This window comes from Ochrobactrum sp. RH2CCR150, from assembly GCA_014138095.1.
GTDB lineage: Bacteria > Pseudomonadota > Alphaproteobacteria > Rhizobiales > Rhizobiaceae > Brucella > Brucella gambitense.
Genome location: JACGXE010000010.1, coordinates 85,968 through 110,422, shown reverse-complemented (window position 1 = coordinate 110,422; position 24,455 = coordinate 85,968). Strand labels below are relative to the sequence as shown.

Sequence of the window (24,455 nt, the reverse complement as noted above, 5' to 3'; positions counted from 1 at the left end):
CATCGGATCTACAAAAATCAAAAGGGGAAGATCATGAAGAAATTTGCATTGCTTGCAGCAATGTCCGTCGCATTGATGGCGGGAACTGCGGCTTTTGCCGATGACGCGCCGCGCTCCGGCGGTGTCATCAACTTTGTCGCGCCTTATGGTGACAGTTTCTCGACGCTGGATATTCAGTCCTCGCCTGCAACACAGGATGAATTTTACGCCAAGGCTATCCATCGTTCGCTTTATGATTGGGATGCAAATCAGAACAAACCCGTATTGGGCCTGGCAACGGATGTGAGCGTTTCGGACGACAAGCTCGTCTATACCTACAAGCTGCGTCAGGATGCATTCTTCCATGACGGCAAGCCGCTGACGGCAGACGATATCATCTGGAGCTATACCCGGATGATGGACCCGAAGAAGGCCATGCCTCCAGCGCGTTACATTGCTGAAATCAAAGGCGCGGACGAATACGCGCAGGGCAAGGCCAAGGAAATCTCCGGCCTGAAGAAGATCGACGATCATACGCTGGAAATCACACTCAAGCAGCCAATCGATCCCGGTTATCAGTTTATGTACAACAACACGGCGATTTATCCGGCCGGGCAGGGCGATAGTGAGGAATTTCAGCGTCACCCGATTGGGCTTGGACCTTACAAGTTTGCCGAATATGTCCCCGGCTCCCGTCTGACGGTTGAGAAGTGGGATAAGTATTACGACAAGGGCAAGCCTTATGCCGACAAGATCAATATTATGATCATGGGCGATGCCGCTGCACGTGATGTTGCCTTCCGCAACAAGGAAATCGACGTAGCGGTGCTTGGACCAGCACAATACAGCACCTATCGCGCAGATCCGGAACTTGCGAAAAACATGCTAGAAGTTGCCGAGGCCTATACGCGCGCGGTCGGCTTCAATCCCGATTTCAAGCCGTTTCAGGACAAGCGCGTTCGCCAGGCGATCAACTACGCCATCGATAGTGATCTCATCATCAAGCGTCTCGTCAAGGACAAGGCTTACCGTGCAGTTGGTTGGCTCCCGAATTCGTCGCCAGCATTCGACAAGGATGCGAAGCCCTATCCTTACGACCCTGAAAAAGCCAAGGCCCTGCTCGCAGAGGCCGGTTATCCGGATGGTTTTGAGTTCGAGCTGACTGCAACGCAGAATGAAAGCTGGGGTTTGACCATTGTTCAGGCGATCATTCCGATGCTGGCAAAAGTCGGCATCAAGGTGAAGGCAAAGCCTGTCGAGGCGTCAGTTCTTGCTGATGTCGTCCCGGCTGGTAATTTCCAGGCCTATATGTGGTCACTGGAAAGCGGCCCGGATGCACTGACCGCGATGCAGTGCTTCTATTCGACCACGCCGCAATCGGCCTGTAACTATCAGAAGTTCTCCAATCCGGAATTCGACAAGATTGTCGATGCTGCAAAGGCTGCCAAGACCGACGAAGAGAAGAATGAACTTCTGAAGAAGGCCAATAATCTGTTGCAGGAAGAGGCGCCAGTCTGGTTCTTCAACTACAACAAGGCTGTCATGGCGCATCAGCCGTGGTTGCATGGCTTGCAACCGAATGCGGCTGAAATTGCTGTTCAGTCCTATGAAAAGCTGTGGGTCGACGACACGGTTCCGTCCGGTCGTTAATCCTGGTTCACATGGATCGGTCCGCTCGTTCGCGAGCGGACCACATATCCCCTTTGCTCCAGCGCTTCGTCGCTGATCCGAAAGGAGGACTGCGTGCTCTATTTCATTGTCCGTCGCGTCTTGCAGATGATCCCGACTGTTCTGGCGGTGTCGTTGCTGGTCTTCGTCATCTTCAGCGTTGTTCCGGGCAGCATCGCTACAGGTCTTGTTGCCAGCGGCAAAGGCATGAGCGACCCGAAACTGGTCGAAAAAATCACGCAGGAATTCGGCCTCGACAAACCCGTTCACGTGCGTTTCGGCAACTATCTCGTTCAACTCGCCAAGTTCGATCTCGGCACGTCTTATCGCTCAAGACAGCCGGTCGCTACGCTTATTCAGGAACGCATGTGGCCGACCTTGAAACTTGCCTTTGCAGCAATGGGATTTGCAATTTTGATCGGCGTGCCGCTGGGGTTTCTCGCGGCCCTCAAGCCCGGAAGCATTCTTGACAGCACGACGATGATCGGTGCAGTTTCCGGGCTTTCAATGCCGCAATTCTGGCTTGGTCTGTTGGCTATGTATCTTTTTGCGCTGACACTCGGCTGGCTGCCCAGTTTCGGTTATGGCGACGGCGGTATACGCAACATCATTCTACCCGCGCTGACTTTGGGTGTAGCACCCTTGGCTTTGCTGGCGCGAACAACGCGCGCCGCAGTGCTGGAAGTGATGGGCGCTGATTTCATCCGCACGGCACGCTCGAAGGGTATGAACAGCTTCAGGCTCGTAAAATGGCATGTCATGCGCAACGCGCTTGTGCTGATCATAACGACAATCGGCCTGCAATTCGGATCGATGATGGGGCAGGCCGTCGTCGTGGAAAAGCTCTTCTCGTGGCCCGGCCTTGGCTCTTTGCTGATCGACAGCGTTTCACTGCGCGACATTCCCGTTGTGCAAGGCGCAATTCTCGTGATCGTTTTATGGTTCCTCGTCATCAACACGATCGTTGACATTCTTTACGCGGTCATCGACCCGCGCATCAGCCACGAGTAAGCCAATGAAGCTGCGTTTTAATCTCGTATTCGGCGGGCTCGTATGCATCATCATTCTGGTAGCGGCAGTCTTTGCGCCGTTGCTGGCTCATTATCATCCGGTTCTTGATGCCGATCTTATGAATGCCGAATTGCCGCCCGACGCCCAGTTCTGGTTCGGGACTGATGCACAAGGCCGCGACGTTTACTCGCGTATTCTCTATGGCGCGCAGATATCGTTGACGGTCGGCATTGTCTCGCAATGCATCAACACGGTGATCGGTCTCGGCTTCGGTATATCGGCGGGCTATTTCGGCGGTTGGTGGGACGATTTCGTCAACGGGTTGACCAATCTGATGCTGGCAATCCCGTCACTGATTTTTGCGCTGGCCATCATGGCGGTTCTCGGCCCCGGCCTCCCCAGCCTCTTACTGGCGCTTGGTCTGACAAACTGGTCGTGGACATGTCGCATCGCCCGCAGCTCGACGCTTTCGCTCAAGAAGCAAGGTTATGTGCAAGCGGCAAAAATGTTGGGCTACAGTGATATTCGCATCATGATCACGCAGATTGTGCCCAATATGATCGGTCCGATCCTCGTCATTGGCACACTTGGCATGGGTGACGCCATTCTCGCCGAGGCTGCGCTTTCCTATCTCGGGCTTGGTATCAGCCCGCCTGATCCAAGCTGGGGTAACATGCTGACCGACGCGCGCGAACTCATCGTCAATGCGCCATGGGCCGCGATTTTCCCCGGCGTGGCGATCTTCCTCACCGTGCTTGGTCTCAATCTCTTCGGCGATGGCCTGCGCGACTGGCTCGACCCGCATATGAGGACACGCAAGGTATGAGCGAAAAAGCACTTCTGGAGGTGGAAAACCTTCGCATCGATATCGTGTCCGGCTCCACCAGGCACAATGTGGTTGAAGATGTATCCTTCACCATTGGCGCGGGAGAGACCTTCGGTCTCGTGGGTGAATCCGGTTGCGGCAAGAGCGTAACAGCGTTGTCGATGATCGGTTTGCTGCGCAAACCTCTGTCAGTTACCGGTGGCGCTATCCGCTTCAACGGACAGGATTTGCACAGTCTGTCGTCGCGCGAAATGCGCAAACTGCGCGGCAGTCGCATCGCGATGATTTTTCAGGAGCCAATGACTGCGCTCAATCCTCTGTCGCCTGTTGGACGGCAGATAGCGGAAATGTTTGTGCTGCATCAAGGCGCGACCTGGCATGAAGCCGAGCGCAAGGCGGTTGAAGCGCTTGCAAATGTGCAGGTTCCGGCGCCCGATCAACGGGTGAAGAACTATCCCCACCAGATGTCGGGTGGCATGCGTCAGCGCGTGATGATTGCGATCGCTCTGGCTTGCGATCCTGATCTTCTGATTGCAGACGAACCGACCACAGCGCTCGATGTTACCGTGCAGGCCGAAATCCTGCGTCTGATGCAGGAGCTTTGTGCTGAACGCGGAACGTCCGTGTTGATGATCAGTCATGATCTCGGTGTCATTGCCAAGATGTGCCGCCGCGTCGGCGTCATGTATGCGGGACATCTGGTTGAAGAGCGCATAACAGCTGGTCTGTTCCAGCATCCGTCGCACCCCTATGCCCATGGTCTTCTTGCATCGCTGCCCAAGCTTGGTTCGCGTCAGAAGGAAGGACAACGGCAGTTGCAGGAAATTGAAGGCGTAGTGCCCTCCATTTCCGCTTTTCCAAAAGGGTGCCGGTTTGAACCGCGCTGCACGCGCGCAACCGAAATATGTCGCGCGGAAAAGCCGGGATGGACGCCGCTTCAAGATGCGGGTGTGGTGAGGTGTTTCCATCATGAATGACATGCATTCAACCCGAACAACGCAACCGCTCGTCACCATTGACGATATCTGCGTCTATTTTCCCGTCTCTGGTGGCGTCTTCAGCCGTTCCAGACAGTTGCTGCGTGCTGTCAATAATCTCAGCCTGACGCTGAACAAGGGCGAGTGCCTGTCAATTGTGGGTGAATCCGGCTGTGGTAAATCCACCCTCGCGCTTTCGATTGTGGGGTTGCAGAAGCCGACAAGCGGCGAGATTTACTTTGAAGGACGCCCGATCACCGGCAGACACGAACCATCGCGGCTTGAACGCGCACAAATGGCGCAGATGGTGTTTCAGGATCCGTTTGCCTCGCTCAATCCGCGCCAGACGGTTTATACCTCACTTGCCGCCCCGTTGCGGCTTCATGGCGTGACATCACGCAGCGAGGTGGATGGGCGGATCGAGGAAATCTTGCGCCTTGTCGGTTTGAAACCCGAGCATGCAAAACGTTTCCCGCATGAGTTTTCAGGCGGTCAGCGCCAACGCATCGGGATTGCGCGGGCACTTTTGCTCAATCCCAAGGTGATTGTTCTCGATGAGCCTGTCTCGGCGCTCGACGTCTCCATTCGCGCACAAATCATCAATCTTTTGCTGGAGTTGAAGGAAAGGCTCGGCCTGTCCTATATCATGATCAGCCATGATCTGAGCGTCGTGGAACATATGAGCGACCGTGTGGCCGTCATGTATTTCGGACAGATTGTCGAAAGCGGACCCTGGGATCGAATTTTCTCAAATCCGACCCATCCTTACACAAGGCGGTTGATCTCGGCCATTCCAGATCCCATGACGGAGCTTGCAGGGGGACGTCTTCTCGACGACAAAGCCGCCCCGGAAGCGCCGGAGGGCTACGCTTTCTATCCGCAGAATTTCGGCAAGCATGATGTTCATCAGATACCGCCGCCCACGCAACTCATCGATATTGGCGAAGGGCAACACATTCGCGTTATTGAGCGGGGATAAGCAAAGGACTGCGCTCTGATTCATAATGCAGCGCTAACGACTGTCGTAAAATTGCCGGAATGGCCGGGCTAAGAATTCAAATTCTTCATGGCTGAAGGTTAGAAGATTGCGCGTCTTACTTGTTGAAGATGATATTATATTAGGGCGTTCTCTCTCTCAGGTCCTTGAGAAACATGCTTATGGCGTTGATTGGGTGCAGGACGGCGAGGCTGCAGTCGAGGCGTTGGCAACGCTCGAATACAGCATCGTGGTGCTTGATGTTAATCTGCCGAAACTAAGTGGCATAGACGTTCTGCGCAGAGCCAGACAATCGGGTAACAGTATACCTATCCTCCTGTTGACGGCGCGCGATCTGCCGCAACAACGGGTTGAGGGGCTAGACAGTGGCGCCGATGATTATCTCACCAAACCATTCGATCTGGAAGAATTGCTCGCCCGTTTGCGCGCTGTGTTGCGGCGGCGAGACGGACGTGCAGATAGCATTCTGAAAAGCGGCCCGATTGAAGTTGACCCGGCAGCAATGGTTGTGCGCGGAAGCGATGGCCAAATTGCCGTTACCGCGAAAGAGTTTCAACTGCTGAAGCTTTTGATGGAACGCGCAGGCAAATATGTGACCAAGCGCGATATCGAATATGCGCTCTACAGCACGGAAAGCGCCATTGAAAGCAACACCACCGAGGTGATTATCTACAATCTGCGCAAGAAACTGGGGGCGGATTTCATCACCTCGATGCGCGGTGTCGGATATATGGTTGAACGATGAAACAGCCCACCTTGACGTGGAGCCTGTTTATCCGCGTCGCTCCGACAATTCTCATCGCGTTGGTTATTATCGGCGTGTTCGCTTTCCAAAGTGCGCTGCGCGAAATCAATCATATCTATGATGCGCAACTGATCAACGATGCCAATGTGTTATGGAATTTACTTCAAAAGCCGCTGCAGAAACACAATTTCAATGAGGCTCGCCAGTTCAAGGATCTGGACTTCGCCATGGGGGACCAGCTGGCGCTGAATGAAGACGTCGACGATTATGCCGATGCGCATATGTTTCGCGTCTGGAAAAACGGAGGGATAGCTGTCTATTCCACGACCGCTTTTCGTCCGGTACAGCCCTTGTCGGGAAGCGGTCTGTCCGATGTCGTCTATGACGGTGAGCTTTGGCGCGTTTATGCGCTCCAGATACCGGGTGACCAGTTTGTTGTTGAGGTCGGTGAGAAAACTGAACTGCGCAATACTCTGGTCTCCAACATTCTGCTCAATCTGGTCATCCCGCTTCTGATCCTCATTCCCTTGATCGGATTGCTGATGTGGTTCGGCATCCGGCGTGGTTTGCGGACGATTCACGGGCTGATCAATCAGATACGCAGCCGTTCATCGGATGATCTCTCATTTATCCCGACAGATGGATTGCCCCGCGATCTCACGCCTCTTGGGCGCTCTGTCAACCAGTTGATGAGCAAGCTTGATCGCTCGCTTACCGCCGAACGGCGGTTCGCCGATCACGCTGCACATCAGTTGCGCACACCTCATGCTGGTTTGAAGCTGTTGCTCCAGATGTTGCAACAATCGGATAATGAAGATGAGCGGAAGGCCATCGTCGCCAGTCTCGTGCAAAGCAACGAAAAGGCTTTGCGTTTGATTGAACAGCTCTTGCAGGCGGGACGCGTCAGCCATCAGCAGGTCCAATATAGCCGGTTCAATCTCTATGATATGGCCGCGTCCGTTCTGGCCGAACTGGGCCCGGTCATTCGGCAGAAGTGTCTGGATATCACCCTGGATGGCGTTGAAGATGCCTGGGTCGACACCGACGAGCCTTTGTTACTCCTGCTTATCGAGAACCTGGTCGAAAACGCGACCAAATATACGCCGGAGGGGGGCGACATTTACGTTTCACTTCAAGACACGAACGAAACGGAATGGCTGTTGACGATTTGCGATACCGGTCCGGGTATACCGTTGGAACAACGCGAAGCGGTGTTCCAACGGTTTTACCGTGTTGGCTCGCCGCAGGAAGAAGGGACTGGATTGGGTCTTGCCATCGTCGCGGATATTGCGACCCGTCTTTCGGTAAAAGTGTCACTGGACGTGCCTGATAACGGCCGGGGTTTGCGCGTCGACCTTGTTATTGGTAGAGCGGTTGCGGTCCCATCTTGGCGCTGACTCTATTTGCAAAAAATGCAGATTCTTTCAAAAAACTGTCCAGATTTCAGTTTCGCCTCAGTTTCCCATCATCATCGCCTCAGTTAGGGTTGCTAAAAGCTCAGCCAATTACCAAGGGCTGATGAAATGCATATTTACTGTGACTTTGATGGAACGATCTCGACGCATGATGCAACAGATTATGTTCTGTCTCGTCTTGCCGATCCATCATGGGAGGAAATCGAGGCGCAATGGGCCGCGGGTGAGATCGATTCCGGTGCCTGCATGCGTCAGCAGATTGCCTTGATTAATGCGCGTCCTGATGAACTTGACAGGGTGCTTGATGAAATCGAGATCGATCCCGGCTTCATTGCATTCGTCGCCTTCTGCCAGTCGGAAAACCTAGCCGTTACCATTGTCAGCGATGGTGTGGACTATTTTATCCGTCGCATTCTTTCGCGATTTGATCTCGGCTCGTTGCCGGTGGTCGCCAACCGTTTTCTTGTAACCGAACATGCCGGGCGCGATCGCTACGCACTCCTTTCTCCTTACGCCGACAGTGGATGTCGGGCTGCATCAGGCGTCTGCAAATGCAGGGTTCTCGATGTTGCCGTCCCTCGCGTCTACGTTGGCGATGGTCGGTCGGACTTCTGCGTGTCCGACCGACCAGAACTCATCTTCGCCAAGAAATCTCTGGCAGATCATTGCCGAAGCCGGAATATCCCGTTCATAGCCTATGATGGCTTCCACGATATCACACGAAGTCTGCGTGCCTTGTTACCCGCGTTGCGGGAAGAGGCGCTTCCACAGAGCTTCGCTGCTGCTTGAGTAATCACCTGTCTCGCTGAGTTCCAAGAGCTGTAAGTCCCAACCTTTGTAACGGCTAATCCGCCCAAAAGCGGCAAGCCGACGCCCGAAATACGCCTGTTGCAAAGACAATTATCATAACTCCCAGAAAGCACATCCATGAACAAGACTGTGACTTCCAATTCGTCCCAACCCTATTCGGTTGTTGCTGAAACCGAAAGCGATCTGCGTCTCCTTGAAGAGCTTTATTGCTCGCATGGTGACACTGTCCATTACTCGGAAAATCCGGCCTTTTTCACCGGTTGCGAAGGATCGTTCCTGTTCAACGAGCAGGAGACGCCGTTTCTCGATTTGCAGATGTGGTATTCGGCCGTCAATTTCGGCTATCGCAATCCGCGTTTGAATGCGGCCGCGCATCGCCAGCTTGATACGCTGCCACAGGTTGCCTCGCAGTATCTCCATCGCGAGAAGGTGGAACTTGCAGCTTTAATTGCGCAGGACGCGCAACGCAAGTTCGGAACAAAAGGTCGGGTACATTTCAACGTTGGCGGATCGCAGGCGGTTGAGGATTCACTCAAGCTGGTGCGCAACTTCAGCGGCGGCAAGAGTCTGATGTTTGCCTTTGAAGGCGGCTATCACGGACGTACGCTGGGCGCATCTTCGATTACATCGAGCTATCGTTATCGCCGTCGTTACGGTCATTTCTCTGATCGCGCGCAGTTCATTGAATTTCCTTATCATTTCCGCGGTCCCAAGGGTATGAGCAAGGAAGAATACGGCCACTATTGCGTGCAGAAATTCGCTCGCTTGTTTGAAAGCGAATACAACGGCGTCTGGGATCCGAAGGCTGGCAAGTCCGAATTCGCGGCCTTCTATGTGGAGCCGATTCAGGGCACGGGTGGTTATGTTATTCCGCCGATGAATTTCTTCAAAGAACTGAAGAAGGTTCTCGATGAACACGGCATTTTGCTGGTCGTCGACGAAATTCAGATGGGAGTCTATCGCACCGGAAAGCTCTGGTCGATTGAGCATTTTGGCGTCAACCCGGATGTGTTGGTGTTCGGCAAGGCAATCACCAATGGTCTCAACCCGCTGTCGGGTATCTGGGCGCGTGAAGACATGATCCATCCGGGCGTTTTCCCTCCCGGCTCGACCCATTCCACATTTGCAAGTAACCCCATGGGTACCGCTGTTGCCCTTGAGACCCTGCGGATGCTGGAAGAAGAGGAAGACTACGGCGCCTCTATCATGGAGAAGGGCGCTTACTTCCTCGATGGTCTGAAGCAGCTGCAGGCAAAGCACAAGACAATCGGCGAAGTTGACGGTCTTGGCCTCGCGCTCCGGTTAGAGGTTTGTCAGGAAGACAGCTATACGCCGGACAAGGCGACGCTTGACTGGATGTGCGATGAGGGCATGAAGGGCGATCTTACTGTCAATGGCAAGAACTATGGTCTCGTGCTCGACGTTGGCGGCTACCACAAGAATGTCATCACGCTGGCTCCTAACCTGATGATTTCCCGCGAGGAGATCGATCTTGCGCTGACGCTGCTTGACCAACTCTTCGTGCGCGCAGCAAAGCGATAACAAAAATGCAGCTCCATCTACTTCATCTCGATGACGCGCTGGAGCTGCAATCCGACTTCATGAAGACGTGCCGCGATGCCGGCGCATCCGAAACCATGGTGAAGGCTGAAGGCGACTTGCTTCGTCTTTGGGCTCGTCCGGATGAACTGACCAAGCTGAAAGAGCGGCTGTCCGTGGTCTATACCAGGGCTGGCGGAACGGCTCCCTTGTGCTTCATGGGATCAGGTGATTTTCACCACGTCACTTCTCTGTTGCTGGAGTTGGCGCTGGAGCAGTCATCCCAACCAGTTACCCTTATCCATTTCGATAATCATCCTGACTGGGTTCATTTTAAGAATGGTGTGCATTGCGGGTCCTGGGTCAATCGCGCTACCTCAAATCCTCTGGTAAAGAAGATCATCACCATTGGTGTTTGCAGCAGCGACCTGAATTTTCCGGAATGGAAGGGCGCTAATCTGTCCCTTCTGCGCGACCAGCGGCTGGAACTTTATCCTTATGACCATGCGTCAAGTCGCGTCTGGCGCAACTATGGTTCCGGAGCAAGCCATTCCCACCGACGGGGCTATATCGACTGGCGGACAATTGCCAAGTGTGGAGAGGTGGATTTCATATCGCGTCTAACCTCCCGCATTGGCACTGAGGCTGTTTACATCACCATCGACAAGGATGTTCTGGCCCGTGATGAAGTCATCACCAACTGGGATCAGGGTCAGATGCGGTTGCCATTTCTATTGGAGGCATTGCGCGCGATCAGAGGACGTCACCGCATTATCGGGGCCGATGTGATCGGCGATTATTCGCACGCTAATTATCGCGGATCGTTCACGCGTCGGATGGCAAAACGTATCGAGATCATGCTCGATCAGCCAGCCGGGCCTGATGCCATTGAGCGCGCAATTGCAGTCAACAGCGCACTCAATCATCAGCTTTTGCATACATTGAGCGGGATGATGGCGCAATGACCGGAACGCTTTCCTTGTCGATGCTGGCTTTGGTGATTCTCTGCATCCTTACGGAAGTGGGACGCGAGGTCTGTTTCAAATTTGCGGCGGACCGTGCGCCGGATATGTGGCGTACCCTGTTGCTGCCGGTCACATGGTTGGGTGTGATGTTCTGGGCCGTGGAACTGTTCTGCTGGATGTTGGTGCTGGAACAGGTTCCGCTATCGATCGCCTTTCCTTTGATGGCGTTGAGCTATGCAGCAATGGTTGTCGCTGGGGCATTATTCTTCTCTGAGAAGATCAATCAACGCCACGCCTTTGGTGTTTCTCTGATCACAATCGGCGTCGTTTGCGTCGGCCTGACAGGGCTTTGAGAAAGCAAAATTCATGAATCTCTCCGATCCATTTTCATTCTTCATGCCGGGAACGAACGGACAGGCCGTGTTACTGGTTCACGGTATGACTGGCGCTCCTGCAGAGATGCGTCTGGTCGGGCGGCTTCTCAATCGACGTGGCTTTACGGTCTATGCTCCTCTTCTTGCTGGACATGGAGAAAGCGAAGCGTCATTTCGTGCGAGCCATTGGCGCGATTGGCTTGATAGTGTCGATGAGGCGGCGGAGAAGCTGAAAGCTTATTCCGAAACGACCTATGCGGCTGGCATTTGTGTTGGCGGAAAGCTTGCGCTTTTGTCAGCGCATAGAAATCCGGGTTCCATAAAGGCCGTCGCACTTTATTCGCCGTGCTTTCATTACGATGGCTGGGGGGTGCCCTTCTTCTATCCGTTCTTGTCACGGCAGATCGGCTGGTTGGCCCACGTTCCTTTTCTCAATCGTCTCAATTTTTCCGAAACGCCAGCGATGGGTATCAAAGATGACCGGTTGCGCCGCCTCATGACAGGCATGTCGGCAGAAGGTGTGCTGGAACATTTCCCCGGGACCGGGATCATTGAAATGTACCGTCTGGGGCGGACATTTCGACAGCAGCTTCCCGCTATTCGTACCCCGACACTTATCCTCCATGCGCGCGAAGACGATCTGAGCAATCCGCGACAGGCGGAATATATCGCCCGACATCTGGGCGCGCCCAATAGCCTGCACTGGATTGAGGACAGCTATCACATGATCCATGTCGATCGGCAGCATCGGTCGGTCGCGGATTTCACCGCCAGCTATTTCGAGGGGCAGAATGCTTGCGAGCTTGTTTGACGGATTGCCAGCATGCACCCCGGTTTTGATTGGCAAGACGGCGCTCGCCGAAACGCGGGTCGTCGCCTCCATTGTGCATATCGGTCGCGAGGCCTGGAACGACTGTTTTCCCAATGAAATCGAGAACTACGATTATCTGCTCGCGGTTGAGCAGGCAGGGATCGAGGGTTTCCACTGGCGCTATGTCACGATTGTACAAAACGAGCGCGTTGTTGCTGCAATGCCAGCTTTTCTGACGGAGTATCAACTTGATACGACATTAGAGGAGGGGCGTGTGCGCCGGATGGTGCGTGGTGTCCGGCGCTATTGGTCGAGTTTTCTCACTCTGCGCCTTGCCTGTCTTGGCTCGCCCTGCACCGAAAATGGCGTGCCGGGATTTCATTCGTCTGTAACGCCTGAGATGCAGCCGGTTTTGCTCAAGCAACTGCTTGATGGCTTCAGCCGAATGGCCGATGCGGAAGGTTGCGCCCTTCGTGGCATCAAAGATGTGCCTGAGACGCTTCCCGCTGTCTTGCAAACTGTGTTTGCAAGTGGCGGCTATGCCGTCATACCCGGACTGGCAACCGCTTGGCTGGACATCGATTTTGCATCGATTGACGACTATATGGCGCGTTTGTCACCGGGAACACGCAAGGATATGCGCCGCAAATTGCGCAGTCGCGATGCAGTGACTGTCGAGTATCACGCGGACATTGCTGATTTTTTGCCGCGCTTCATGGAACTTTATAACGACACGCGCGATCGCAGCGAGTGGCAGTTTGAAGCGCTCACCAGCGCCTATTTCACTGGAATATTGAGGCAGATGCGGGGCCGCGCATTTTGCACCGTCTATAAGGTGGACGATCAAATTCTCGCGGCTAATGTCTTCGTCTGCGACGAGAAGGTGCTGGTGGACAAGTTCTTCTGCATGGATGCGGAGGCTGGCCGCAAGTACAATCTCTATTATCTGAGCTGGTTCAATAATCTCGAATATTGCATCAAGCACGGAATGCGACGTTATCAAAGCGGACAAGCTTACTATGAAAACAAGGTCAGGCTTGGCAGCCGCCTGACGCGCAACACGATGTTCTTCAGGCACCGCAATCCGATAATACAGGCCCTGTTGAAACTCGTTTCACCCATGTTTGCCATCGATGAAACACCGGAGACGAAGTCGTGAAAAGTCACATTTCTCTTTGGATTGCTATTCCAGTCTTCAACACATTGGCGCAGATCTTCGTGAAGTTCGCAGCCGGACATCTGGATCAGATCACCGCGACAGGCTTTGGCTGGGTAATCGCAGCGGCGACTTCGCAATGGATGCTGGCAACCGTAGCGGTGGAGATTGCGTGCTTTTTCTTCTGGATGAAAGTGCTTGCCGATTTCGATCTCAGCAAGGCTTTTCCGATATCCGCTATCAGCTATGTGGCAGTATTGGCCGCAAGCTGGCTTTGGTTTCAGGAACCGACCAATCTCTTGCAGATCGCCGGGAGCATTTTCATCCTGTCGGGTGTCTGGCTGGTATCCACGGCCGAACAGGTTGAAGAAGAACTATCAGAATCTGAACTCAAATGATCGGCTCAAGATGATGCCGATGGAATTCTGGTTCGGCGATCCGCCTTGCGTGACAATCGGACTGTCGACGGCATCGCCAACCAATCGTTCAAACTTGTCATAGGCTTGAATGCTCATTGTATCGGTTAGCTGGTAAGTAACGCTCGCCACGACACCAACCGATTTTACGCCGCCGCGTGCATCATAGGCTGGCAAAACAGCCCCATTCGCCACTTCACCGGCGCTGACGCCGAAACTGTTCTGCATATAGGTTGCGTTGGCGAAAGAGAGGCGAGGGCCGACAGAGAAAATCAGGTCCTTGCCTGCACGCTGAAACCAGTCGGCACCCAGATCCGCGACAAAGCCATCGTCACGCCGAAAACCCTGTCGGGCTTCGACACGGAAGCGCAGCTTGTCCTGAATAGCCCAATATTGTGCGAAGGCACCTGCATCGACGCTCCAGCGGATTTCGTGCAGTCCTTGTAAGCTTGGATCGTCGGAGGGTTTGCGATTGCCACGAATGCTCGCGACAGGACCGATCTCAACGCCACCCAGTTCAAACAGCGAATAATCGATATTGTCGTCAGGAGCGCTGAGGTCCGCTGCCTCGCCAAAACGTCGTATGTCGAAGGAGGGTACAAAGCTGAAAGATTTGTCGTGGGCGCCTTCGTAGGACGGGCCATATTCAGTTCCGGCACCGAGCGTGATAATCCAGCCGCGCTGTTCCTGCGGAGCGGAGGTGGTCGATTGATCAGCTGCCATCGTATTGGAGGTTACAAACAGGCAGGCTAGGGCTACCCCTCTGTATACCCAACGATTGATCTGTACCATCGGCCTGAAACTCCTTACGCCAAGCCGTCACAAATCTGCATCGGACTTATACTTTCTGTAATCTAGCATAAATGGATGCGCAATCCATGCAGAGTTGTCTGCAGTCAGATTGCCTTTCCACATCTCTGACGAACTGCCTTTCCGATGTTGGTAGCTTACCCGCTTCGTCTGTCACACCGAAGCGGGTAAGCGCCTGTCGCATTACTTCGGCGGAGCCACCGCGACATAGACGACGCTATGTCCGTTATATTTCGGCTCGAACCAGTTTCCGTTGCACTCCTTGTAGTTTATGCCGTTGACGACAACATTGGTGCAGTCTGGCGGAACATTGGCGATGACCGTACCAATGGCCACGGCTGCGGCGGTGCCAATAATGGCTGCTGCTGCCGGATCCCAGCCCCCATTCCAATAGCCCGGCCAATATGGCCCGGGAGGCGGCGGAGGAGGGGGCGGTAAAGGATGAGGGCCCGGTCCGGGCGGAACTGGCCCGGGACCCGGATGTGGAGCAGGTCCCGGTCCGGGGTGGGGCGTCGGCGCTGGATGCGGAGCCGGGTGTGGTTTCGGGTTGGGACCGGGATGCGGGCCGGGCGCCGGATGATGCGCTGGATGCAGGCCCGGTGCCGTTCTGGCATGCGGAACATTGCCGCCGCGAGGGTGCGGCATCAATGGATTAAAGCGAGGTTCGAAATGCGCTGGGCCGTTAAAGCCGCCCATCCGGGGACCATGAAAACCACCGCCACCGCCGAAGCCATGCATTCCGCCGCCGCCCAAATTCATACGCGGCATGCGCCCGCCGAAGGCTCCACGAGCCTCGGCAATCTGAGGGGCAATCATGGCCGTGGCGAACAAAAGTCCTATCGTGATACGAAAGAGTTTCATTGCGGATTCCCCTCTTCCAGGAAGCGGAGCTTTTGTGCGTTGGGCGCAGGCGTGAACTCGAATGCGCTCGCCTGAATGTCAGGTGTTTCGTTCCAGTTAAGAACGGCTGTCATGCGCGGACGCGTTTGATCGTCGCGATCCACAAGTGAGACTTTGAGGGGTAAGGGTGGACCGTCCGATGCAATCCAGACTTCAAAATCCTGATCCCCGGTGCGGTAAGCCCAATGATCTGTCGGCTTGCCATTTACTGTCGCGCTGCCAGCGTGGAACCCTTCGACAATTTCTTTGATAGGTGCATCTGGTGTGCCCCAGGCGAACAAATCCGCCAATGGGAAGGTCAGATGATATTTCTGGGCGGCTTCTTCCAGCGTTTCCTTGATGGTCGCAGGGGCCGGAACCTGAGCATAAGTGTTGCTGTTTGGCGAGACATAGGTAAAGGTCGTTCCGTTATAAATGAACTCACCCTGTACAACATCTGTTTTCAAATCAATGCGGAGTTTGTTTGGCCTCTCGACCTCATAGGAAATTTCGCCACCAATCTCCAGTTTTTGGTCGGTATCCAGAACGGCGTCCACACTGGTTTGAGATTCAAGGGAAAATTTCTGCAAAGACTGCAGATGTTTACCCATGTTCTCTAACGCTTGAATTGAAGTGGGTTCAGTCCTGTCAGAAGCGGCCTTGCCGTCTTGCGCGGCAGAAATCGTAATCATACCGAGCAGGAATAGTCCGCTCGCTGTACATCGGAGAATGCGCCTGTGGATCGGCATTGGAGTCCTCCTTGAGTGTTTATGGTCCACGAATGATGACGTGTGGGATGAGCGGACTATTCGAAGGCATAGACCTTCTTCCAATCGTTCTTCATGTCGACGACTACCCAATTTCTTTGCGGAGCTTCGGTCAGAGCCTTGTCCAATTTCCCGAATGAAGATTGCCGGTCATAGGCATATTCCCGGTCTGCATCGGTGTGATGGATGATGATGCCCAAGCTGTTAGGAGAGGCAGTGCCCCATCGCAGCATTTCATAGTCACCATCCGAGTTGCCCGCGATGAAAATCGGCCTTTTGCCGATGACCCGGTTAATACCCACCGGTTTGCCGGGGCCGTCGTCGATGAAGTCGATCTCTGGCAAACGTTTCAGGACGGGCTGGTCATTTTCAAGGGCATATTGCGTTTTGATGCTGCTCCCGATCACCTGTTCCGAGGGGATGCCATAGGCCTTCTCGGTCATGGGACGCATGAACTCAACACCGCCGCCCGACACAATGAATGTCTTGAAGTCATGAGCGCGCAGATAATCGAGCAGTTCGCGCATGGGCAGGAATGTCATTTCCGCAAATGGCTTGCCCGTTTTAGGGTGCTTGGCCGTTGCATACCAATCCGTGACGATTTTGTTGAATTCGTCCGTTGTCATGCCGGCATGGGTCACCATGCCAAGCTCGACAACACCCTTTTCACCGCTTTTCGCGATGCCAGCCAACTCCCCCGCCAGGATTGACTTGAACGGCTCTGTTGTGTTCCATTCCGGATGATCGGGAGCCAGTGCCTTGACGCGGTCCAGCATGAAGGCCAGTTGAAAATAATAGGGGTGCTCTGTCCAGAGCGTACCGTCATTGTCGAACACTGCGATCCGGTCGGCAGGCGCGACGTAATCCTTGCTGCCTTCCTTGGTTACCTTCTCGACAAAATCGACAATCTGCTGTCTGGACTTGCCGTCATTCCAGGAGGCAAGGTCTGCAGTCCATGCAGATGTTGAAATCTGGAAAGTAACGATCAGCACAATCCGTGCAAGCAAGTGCATGAACTCCCCCTTAGTTCGCTGGCCGTTTCACACACCGAAATCCAACATGACTTGTGGATGTGTCCTCAGGTTCCGCATGGCGTGCAGCCGGACGATAGCGGCGGCAGTAATCGGGCGAGCAGAGATGGGAACCGCCTTTAAGCACACGTCTGGCGATGCGGATATCGGGCTGTTGCGGGTCTAAACTGGCCGATGCCTCGCCGCCACGCGGATTGCGCGGTATGCAGCAGGGACTGGCCGCCGGTTCCGCATGTTTGGTCGACCAGTAATCATTGGTCCATTCCCAGACATTGCCGATCATGTCGTAAACGCCGTAACCGTTGGCGGGGAAGGACCGCACTGGTGATGTTCGCTCGCGCCCAGCCGGTTTCGTGCTTTTTACGGGGAACACGCCCTGCCACGTGTTGGCCATGGCGATGCCGCCCGGCATCAGCTCGTCGCCCCAGGCATATTCCAGATCCTCTAGCCCGCCTTTGGCGGCAAACTCGAATTCGGCTTCAGTCGGTAAATCGAGACCTGCCCACTGAGCGTAGGCAAGTGCATCGCAATGCGCCACGTGAACGACCGGATGATCGAGCTTGCCGCGTAAATCACTAAGCCCGCCCAATGGCTTGCGCCAGTTTGCTCCGAATTTGAATTTCCACCATTGGCCTATATCGCGGCCTTCGACCCTTTTCGGCGGCGTGAAAACAAGTGAACCTGCGCGCAGCATTTCGGGAAGAGCGCCGGGATAATCTCGCGGGTCGGGTGCTTTTTCTGCCATCGTGACATAGCCCGTCTCTTCAACAAAACGGGCAAACTGCCTGTTAGTGACAGGTGTTGTGCTGATCCAGAACCCGTCCACCTTTACCGGATGTCGCGGCGCTTCTTCAGGATAATGGTTGTCCGACCCCATCTGAAATGCGCCCCCCGGTATCCAGGCCATTTCGTCTGAAGCCTGCTCGGAATAACGTTTGCTCGAAGCGTTCATACCCATCGTCATCCTCCGCGAAATTATAAAAAGGTTGCCTTTGTGTTTGTTCGGCTGGAAGTACGTTACGGTAAATCAGACAGACAAGTCAGGGATTCAGCCCAACAAGCGCAGGCGGCTTTGTAGCGCTTTTATGCGAAATGCGGTTCTCAACCCCGCGAACGAGAACGCGGCGATCAACCTCTTCTCCTCTGACGTTTCCATATAGCTGTCGCTGCAGGATTTCGACCTGCGTGATGAGGGACTTGTCCTTCGCTGTTTCAGCCCAATCCTTCAGGGAAGGGTAGCCGTTGCGACGAGACCAAACTTCCAAAGCAGCATTGATCTGTGCGTAATCGCCGGTTTTGATAATGCGAACTGTCTGTCGTTTTTGCCTGCCAGCTGAGTTCTGGCGTCGCTCATCCCAGTCGTGCAGAAGCTTCCAAAGTCGCGCCCGATACCGCATGACGACCGCAAGAGCTGCTGCGATGAGAACCACGGTTATCGCCACTATCCAAACGAGTTGCCGACTTGCAAACTTGTGGCCAATTGGCCCAACGGGGGGCGATGGCTTCGCCAATCCCGGAGCGACCGTTACAGTTGTCGCGGCCAGAGTTGCGTTTTGAGGCTGTTGCGACTTTACGTCAAACCAGCGATACGAAATCGCGGGCAGCGAAAAAATACCGGGCTTCGATGCGGTATAGACAATGGTTTCGACGCGACGGCTTGCGGTCATTCGTCCAACGGGGACATTGTCCGTTATGGTCGCTGGCTTCACATACTGGTCTAGCCCTAGCGACGTTCCAACATTGATGGGCGGAATGGTGATCGCCACCGTATCGGTCGCGGTAACGGTCAGTGTTCTGACCAGAGCATCCCCCGTCTGCAACTTGTCCGGTGCCCGGTCGAAATTTTGCGTCAGGTCCAGGGAACTGGCGGCAAATTCCGGTTGTCCCGCCTGCTGAGCAGCGCCGACTGTAAAAGACAGGGGTGGACTCGTCACGGTGGCTTGCTTGGGGTTTCCATCTTCAAGATAGTCGAACGAAATCTGGATTGTCGGAATAGCGTAGTTGCCGCTCACTTGCGGTATGATGGAATAGCGCTTTTGAATGCCGCTGAACTGAACGCCGTTTATGGTGTCCGTAACGTTCTGGGACCTTTCGTCAGGCAGAGTCACCAGAGCGTGGGGAAGCGCGAATAATGGAAATTGGGGTGGCGAGGTAAAGAAACCCGGAGCAAGCACATTGAGTACGAGATGGACTTGCTGCCCAGGCACGATCGTGCCGGTTTCTTCGATTTTGGCGCGTATGATGGGTTCCTGCGCTGCGGCATTGTTGACGAATAACTTGGTCGTGAGAAGCAAGGTGAAAATGACGAGGCGAAACAGGATGTTCATTTGGCACCACCTTCCGCTTCAATCGAAAAGCGGCGCGCCAACATGGCTGCAGGGCTTACGGCAATGTTCTTGATCCACATCTGGGACGTTTGTTCTGACACGGCAATTTCGGCATCTTTGCCCTGTTTGCCTTTATCATCAAACTGGACGCTGTCGGGCTTCAAACCCGGATCTTCCGCCTGATCCTGTTCTTCTTTCTGCTGCGCTTGCAGAAGGCGTCTTGCTGTCGCGAGGTTGGCTTGAATATCTTCCGATGCAGGATTTGCCTGAAGCGCCTTTTCATAGGCTGAAACAGCCTCCGCAAACTTCTTCAGATGCACGAACGCATTGCCTTGGTTGTACCAGCTATCCGGACTGTCGATGGTGGCGAAGGCATTGATCGCATCCTGATAGCTCCCCGCTCGATACGCGGCTACACCACGCCACATGGGGTTGCGAAACAATTTCGCAGCTTTGGAAAAGTCGTTGTTTTGAAAAGCAATTCGCCCCTGTTGATCCTGCGTTAGCCACATGTCTTCGAACGTGCCAGCGCTTGCCGGATCGTTTCCGATCAGATGAATCGCAATGATCACACTCCCCAGCCGGACAACCCAGCCGCGCCTGAAAGTGAGGGCGAACAGCAACGCCGCCGGAATGAGAATCCACCATCCGCTGTCGCGCCATCGGCTATCCTTGTCCGATTGCTGCTGCGCAAAGTTTCCTTGTATCTGTGCGGTGATCCATCGAACATCGGCGTCGTCGTCAGTGACAGTAGTTACCGCGACATTGTTGGAGGAACGCAGTTGTTCCAGGCTGTCAGAATCGAGTTTTGTAACGAGGCGCGCACCATTGTCCGATGAAAGAAAGCCACCATCTCCGGTCTTGATTGGTCCACCATCTGTTGTGCCAATGACCAATACGACAATGCCATTGTCCCGTTCATCGCTCAGTGATTTAATGGCGGGAGCTTCCACTCCATCGGTCATGAACAGTATCGTTCCGGAAGAACCGTCTTCTTTCAGAAGGTCAGTGGCACGGCTAAGGGCGGCGGTCGTATCCTTGCCGGGACGCGGCATGATGCCCGTCGAAAGCGCATCGGTATAGGATTTAATCAGATCGGCATCGTCGGTGAGCGGCAAAACCAGATGTGCGGTCCCGGCATAAGCGATCACTGCCGTTCTGGCCCCAGTGCGGCTTGCCAGAATATCGTGGATTTTCAGCTTTGCTCGTTCGATGCGGCTCGGGCTGATGTCGATGGCATCCATTGTCTGGGAAAGATCGACCGCGATCACCAGCGACGCCGTGTCATGCACGAATGGCGGTGTTTCCTTATCCCAGCTAGGACCGGCGATTGCGAGGATCATGATGGCCATGATGAGCGCCAGAAGTGTCGCGGGTTGAAAACGCCGTTTGCTATCCCCTTCGATAACCAGCCGTTCAAGCAGATGTGGAGCGATCATATTTTTCCACTTCTGCCTGACATTCGACGATCGCGCGGCAAGCCAGACCAGAATGAGCGGCGCTACCAGTAAAATCAGCCAAACGGGGCGAAGAAAGTGAAAGTCGGAGATCATGCAGCTGCTCTCCGCGACATTCGTGTCTGTGCAACACTAAGACAAAGAGAAAAGATCAATATCATCAGCGACAGTGCAGCCGGATACTGGAAAAGCTCCCGTCGTGGTCGCCATGCCAATTCCTTCTGTTGCTGTGGTGTTATACGGTCCAACATATCGTAGATGGCGGCGAGACTGGCCTGATCCTGACCGAAGGAGTAGCGCCCGTCTGTTTGCGTGGCGATGGCCTGCAATGTCTGCGTGTCGACCTTATCCTCGCCCGTCGCGGATGGGTCGCCAATCGCAACGGTGTGAATGACGATGTGGTCGTCTTTGGCAATCTCGGCGGCTTTCAGAGGTGGCATCTTGCTGGCCGTGTCATTGCCATCGGACAGCAGGATGAGAACCTTTTCAGGCACGTTCGTTTTTTCGAACATGCGAATGGCGAGGCCGATGGAGTCGCCCATTGCCGTTCTGGGACCGGCTTCGCCCGGCACGAGTGAGCCAATCATTGTCCGGATTAAATCGTGGTCCATCGTGAAAGGCGCTAGAGGGTAGGGGGCATCGCCGAAAGCGATCAAGCCCAGCCTGTCGCTTGCACGTCGTGCAACGAAATCGGCGACGACTGTTTTCACAGCATTGATACGCGTGTCCAAGGCCCCGCTTGGTGTTGCAAAATCGCGCGTATCCATCGATTGCGAAAGATCGAGAGCCAGCAGAATATCACGCTGTGGTATTGTTTTGAAAATCGGCGGTTCGATCAGTTGCGGTCGAGCCAACGCCAGAACCATGAAGCCCCAGGCGACCAGATCGAGGGCGATCTGCCACCAGCTTCGCCGTGGAATGATCGATCCTACCGTTGGCTCAACGCCTGCTGCTCGCGCGACATCTTTGAAGAAGGGCAGCCTGATTGAAGCGGTCGACACCCGATAGCTTGGCAGGAGCCACCAGAACAGCAAAGGTACTGGCAACAGAAGCAAGAGCCACGGATGATCGAGTTCATACATGATGCCTCTCGATCCACAAGCGCGCCTGGCCGACGATCACAGGCAAGTCTTTTATCGGTCCCGGTTCATATTCCTGACCCGTCAGGAGCGCCTTCAGGTTGGTTCCGAGCGGTTCTGGACTGTGCTGCTCAAGGAAACGAACCCATTGGCGACCGGATAGGGTTGCGACATCGATGCGCGGCCAAGCGGATAGCGCTGTGCGCTTCATCAGCTCGGCGATTTTAATTCCAGACGATTGCGTCATCGGTGCATTGTTGGAAATTGTCTCCAGAACGCGGAGCGCCTCACGTCTATAGGCATTGCGACGATAGCGGATTGCCCATCGGACAATGAGGATGGCAATTCCCAACAGAAGCAAGGCTGCCAGCAACCCCCATCCCCAGGTTTGCGGCATCCATGAGACAGGCGGCGGAATGGCAATATCGTGGAGCGACCGTAGGGCGGTTTCTGTTGCTTGATCCACTACCGTCTCCTTTGGCGCCACATGGACTTTTCAAGGAGATTGCGCAATTGCGGCGCGGTTTCTTCTGCCGCCGAAATTGGCAGCATGGGGAGCCCAAGTTCTCGTTGCCAGGAACGAAACTCGCGCCCGCGATTGCGCGCGAAACTATCGATAGAGTTGCGCATCGTGCCCTTGCCGAAGGTCAGTTCAGCCTGTGTGGTGCCACCACTGACCACAATTTCACCGGTCTTTGGGAGATCGAGCAGAAAGGGGTCGTAGACCAGAAGGCAGATCACGTCGTTGCGGCTTGATATCTGCAACAAGTAATCACGGGTCGTATCGTCATGGCCATCGAAATCGCTGACAACGATCACAAGATAGTCGTGATAGGCGATGGCGCTGACGTGATGCAAAATGTCATTCAGCATCGATGGCGCGGGATCATGCGCAAAACTGGCATTCAGCGCGGCGTTTTTCTCCGCGATCTGGCTTGCCAATCCGATCACCGCATTGCGGCTGCGCTGCGGCTTGATCTGTGCGGTATTTGTGTCGCCGAACACGATACCCCCGACACGATCACCGGACCCCAAAATGCGCCAGGCGCACAGCATCGCACACTCGGCTGCAGTGACAGATTTCATAGCGCGTCTGCTGCCGAAAAACATGTTGATGCGCTGATCGACGATCAGGAGAGCAGGGCGTTCCTTCTCTTCGCTATAAACCCGCACAACCGGCTTCATCGTGCGCGCGGTGACACGCCAGTCGATGGAACGGATATCATCCCCGGGCAGATATTCCCGCAGTTCTTCGAAAGAGAGACCGCGGCCACGCACAGCCGAGCGCATCCGTCCGGCGAGCTGGCGGTGGCTGGGCGATTTCTGCACGAAGCTCAGATCACGCGCTTGCGCCTCAAGTGCAACGAGTGCGGATGTGTCTACGTAGACGCCGTTTTCCACGCTCGCACCTGCACTCATGACACGGCTACCAGTTCTGTGATGCGGTCTATGATTTGATCGGGCGTTGTGTTTGATGCATGTGCTTCATGGGACAACAGCAGCCTGTGCCGGAAAACATCGTGCACAATCGCCTTGACGTCATCCGGCGTGACAAAATCGCGGCCTTTCAACCATGCATAGGAGCGCGACATGCGGTCAAGGGCGATCACACCGCGCGGGCTTACGCCCACCTGTAAAAGCTTGGCGAGGTCAGCATTATAGCGATCTGGATAACGTGTCGCGAAGACGAGTGCGACCATGTATTTTTCGACCGGCTCGGAAACAGTGATTGTGCCGATTTCCGTGCGCGCATCAAAGATGCTCTGTGCCGATAGACGAGTAGTTTTTTCTTTTGCGGGAGCCTTGTCGTGGGCTTCCTGCTCTTCGCTTCTGTTAAGGCGCATGATTGCGGCTTCGGATTGTTCATCGGGATAATCGACCCGAATGTGAAGTAGAAAGCGATCCAGTTGCGCTTCGGGCAGAGGGTAGGTCCCTTCCTGCTCGATCGGATTTTGCGTTGCCATGACCATGAACAGGTCCGGCAACTGATAGCTCTTTCCACCGACGGTTACCTGTCGTTCTTCCATCGCTTCCAGCAAAGCCGATTGAACCTTGGCGGGCGCGCGGTTGATTTCGTCGGCAAGAATGAGATTGGCGAAGATCGGTCCCTGCTGAAACTGGAAGGCGCTCTTTGAGCCGTCCGAAATGTAAATTTCAGAGCCGGTGACATCGGCCGGCAGCAGATCGGGCGTGAACTGGATACGAGAAAGTTCGGATTCGAGATTTTTTGCAAGGCTTTTGATTGCACGGGTTTTGGCTAGTCCCGGAAGCCCCTCGACAAGTATATGGCCATTTGAAATGACACCCAGCAATAAGCGCTCAACCATTTGCTCTTGTCCGATGACAGATTGGCCCACACGGTCGCCGAGTTTCAGAATATCATCGCGTGCAGTCATGCTTTGCTCCTGTCGACGAA

General features: G+C 54.6%; 25 protein-coding genes. 14 read left to right on the top strand and 11 right to left on the bottom strand.

Annotated features, from left to right (window positions below; genetic code table 11):
* The first annotated feature begins 33 nt into the window (after positions 1 to 33).
* The 14 genes from FHW03_RS18885 (at position 34) to FHW03_RS18820 (ending at position 13,671) form a co-directional block, all read left to right on the top strand.
* A complete protein-coding gene (locus FHW03_RS18885; RefSeq protein WP_182522014.1) occupies positions 34 to 1,629 on the top strand; it encodes an ABC transporter substrate-binding protein in 1,596 nt (531 codons plus the stop codon).
* Positions 1,630 to 1,722: 93 nt separating this feature from the next.
* Positions 1,723 to 2,658, top strand: a complete 936-nt coding sequence (locus tag FHW03_RS18880) for an ABC transporter permease (RefSeq protein WP_182522013.1) — start codon at positions 1,723 to 1,725, stop codon at positions 2,656 to 2,658.
* Between the two features lie 4 nt (positions 2,659 to 2,662).
* Entirely contained in the window at positions 2,663 to 3,484 is an 822-nt protein-coding gene (locus tag FHW03_RS18875) for an ABC transporter permease (RefSeq protein ID WP_182522012.1), read from the top strand.
* Positions 3,481 to 4,461 (top strand): ABC transporter ATP-binding protein, encoded by a 981-nt coding sequence (locus tag FHW03_RS18870; RefSeq protein ID WP_182522011.1) that lies wholly within the window; start codon positions 3,481 to 3,483, stop codon positions 4,459 to 4,461. Before FHW03_RS18875 ends, FHW03_RS18870 begins: the two co-directional genes overlap by 4 nt.
* On the top strand, positions 4,454 to 5,440 hold the full coding sequence (locus tag FHW03_RS18865; RefSeq protein ID WP_182522010.1) for an ATP-binding cassette domain-containing protein: 987 nt from the start codon (positions 4,454 to 4,456) through the stop codon (positions 5,438 to 5,440). Before FHW03_RS18870 ends, FHW03_RS18865 begins: the two co-directional genes overlap by 8 nt.
* A 106-nt stretch (positions 5,441 to 5,546) precedes the next feature.
* The gene (locus FHW03_RS18860; RefSeq protein WP_182522009.1) at positions 5,547 to 6,203 is read left to right on the top strand and encodes a response regulator transcription factor; all 657 of its coding nucleotides are present in this window, start codon (positions 5,547 to 5,549) and stop codon (positions 6,201 to 6,203) included.
* Positions 6,200 to 7,600: an ATP-binding protein gene (locus tag FHW03_RS18855; RefSeq protein WP_182522008.1), complete on the top strand. Its 1,401-nt coding sequence runs from the start codon at positions 6,200 to 6,202 to the stop codon at positions 7,598 to 7,600. The genes FHW03_RS18860 and FHW03_RS18855 overlap by 4 nt, the downstream gene beginning before the upstream one ends.
* A gap of 126 nt (positions 7,601 to 7,726) precedes the next feature.
* A complete protein-coding gene (locus FHW03_RS18850; RefSeq protein ID WP_182522007.1) occupies positions 7,727 to 8,407 on the top strand; it encodes an MtnX-like HAD-IB family phosphatase in 681 nt (226 codons plus the stop codon).
* 138 nt (positions 8,408 to 8,545) lie between these two features.
* Positions 8,546 to 9,970, top strand: a complete 1,425-nt coding sequence (locus tag FHW03_RS18845; protein ID WP_182522006.1) for an aminotransferase class III-fold pyridoxal phosphate-dependent enzyme — start codon at positions 8,546 to 8,548, stop codon at positions 9,968 to 9,970.
* A 5-nt stretch (positions 9,971 to 9,975) separates the two neighbouring features.
* Positions 9,976 to 10,932, top strand: a complete 957-nt coding sequence (locus FHW03_RS18840; protein WP_182522005.1) for an arginase family protein — start codon at positions 9,976 to 9,978, stop codon at positions 10,930 to 10,932.
* A complete protein-coding gene (locus FHW03_RS18835) occupies positions 10,929 to 11,285 on the top strand; it encodes an EamA family transporter (RefSeq protein ID WP_182522004.1) in 357 nt (118 codons plus the stop codon). The genes FHW03_RS18840 and FHW03_RS18835 overlap by 4 nt, the downstream gene beginning before the upstream one ends.
* A 13-nt stretch (positions 11,286 to 11,298) precedes the next feature.
* A complete protein-coding gene (locus FHW03_RS18830) occupies positions 11,299 to 12,117 on the top strand; it encodes an alpha/beta fold hydrolase (protein WP_182522003.1) in 819 nt (272 codons plus the stop codon).
* Positions 12,098 to 13,276, top strand: a complete 1,179-nt coding sequence (locus FHW03_RS18825; protein ID WP_182522002.1) for a GNAT family N-acetyltransferase — start codon at positions 12,098 to 12,100, stop codon at positions 13,274 to 13,276. Before FHW03_RS18830 ends, FHW03_RS18825 begins: the two co-directional genes overlap by 20 nt.
* A complete protein-coding gene (locus FHW03_RS18820) occupies positions 13,273 to 13,671 on the top strand; it encodes an EamA family transporter (protein ID WP_182522001.1) in 399 nt (132 codons plus the stop codon). Before FHW03_RS18825 ends, FHW03_RS18820 begins: the two co-directional genes overlap by 4 nt.
* On the opposite strand, the gene FHW03_RS18815 is transcribed toward FHW03_RS18820, so the two are convergent.
* The 11 genes from FHW03_RS18815 to FHW03_RS18765 form a co-directional block, all read right to left on the bottom strand.
* Complete coding sequence (locus FHW03_RS18815) at positions 13,651 to 14,481, bottom strand: MipA/OmpV family protein (RefSeq protein WP_182522000.1); 831 nt, start codon at positions 14,479 to 14,481, stop codon at positions 13,651 to 13,653. The genes FHW03_RS18820 and FHW03_RS18815 overlap by 21 nt on opposite strands.
* Before the next feature lie 201 nt (positions 14,482 to 14,682).
* Complete coding sequence (locus tag FHW03_RS18810) at positions 14,683 to 15,360, bottom strand: hypothetical protein (RefSeq protein ID WP_182522064.1); 678 nt, start codon at positions 15,358 to 15,360, stop codon at positions 14,683 to 14,685.
* Positions 15,357 to 16,127 carry a DUF2092 domain-containing protein gene (locus FHW03_RS18805; RefSeq protein WP_377515190.1) on the bottom strand — a complete coding sequence of 257 codons (771 nt, stop codon included), beginning with the start codon at positions 16,125 to 16,127 and terminating at the stop codon, positions 15,357 to 15,359. The genes FHW03_RS18810 and FHW03_RS18805 overlap by 4 nt, the downstream gene beginning before the upstream one ends.
* Positions 16,128 to 16,183: 56 nt before the next feature.
* Entirely contained in the window at positions 16,184 to 17,158 is a 975-nt protein-coding gene (locus FHW03_RS18800; protein ID WP_182521999.1) for an HAD family hydrolase, read from the bottom strand.
* A gap of 10 nt (positions 17,159 to 17,168) precedes the next feature.
* Entirely contained in the window at positions 17,169 to 18,134 is a 966-nt protein-coding gene (locus tag FHW03_RS18795; protein ID WP_182521998.1) for a formylglycine-generating enzyme family protein, read from the bottom strand.
* 82 nt (positions 18,135 to 18,216) lie between these two features.
* Positions 18,217 to 19,503 (bottom strand): BatD family protein, encoded by a 1,287-nt coding sequence (locus FHW03_RS18790; protein ID WP_182521997.1) that lies wholly within the window; start codon positions 19,501 to 19,503, stop codon positions 18,217 to 18,219.
* Entirely contained in the window at positions 19,500 to 21,056 is a 1,557-nt protein-coding gene (locus FHW03_RS18785) for a VWA domain-containing protein (protein ID WP_182521996.1), read from the bottom strand. Before FHW03_RS18785 ends, FHW03_RS18790 begins: the two co-directional genes overlap by 4 nt.
* Positions 21,053 to 22,042 (bottom strand): VWA domain-containing protein, encoded by a 990-nt coding sequence (locus FHW03_RS18780; protein ID WP_182521995.1) that lies wholly within the window; start codon positions 22,040 to 22,042, stop codon positions 21,053 to 21,055. The genes FHW03_RS18785 and FHW03_RS18780 overlap by 4 nt, the downstream gene beginning before the upstream one ends.
* A complete protein-coding gene (locus FHW03_RS18775) occupies positions 22,035 to 22,505 on the bottom strand; it encodes a DUF4381 domain-containing protein (RefSeq protein WP_377515187.1) in 471 nt (156 codons plus the stop codon). The genes FHW03_RS18780 and FHW03_RS18775 overlap by 8 nt, the downstream gene beginning before the upstream one ends.
* Positions 22,505 to 23,458 carry a DUF58 domain-containing protein gene (locus tag FHW03_RS18770; protein ID WP_182521994.1) on the bottom strand — a complete coding sequence of 318 codons (954 nt, stop codon included), beginning with the start codon at positions 23,456 to 23,458 and terminating at the stop codon, positions 22,505 to 22,507. The genes FHW03_RS18775 and FHW03_RS18770 overlap by 1 nt, the downstream gene beginning before the upstream one ends.
* Positions 23,455 to 24,435 (bottom strand): MoxR family ATPase, encoded by a 981-nt coding sequence (locus FHW03_RS18765; protein ID WP_182521993.1) that lies wholly within the window; start codon positions 24,433 to 24,435, stop codon positions 23,455 to 23,457. Before FHW03_RS18765 ends, FHW03_RS18770 begins: the two co-directional genes overlap by 4 nt.
* Positions 24,436 to 24,455 lie beyond the last annotated feature (20 nt).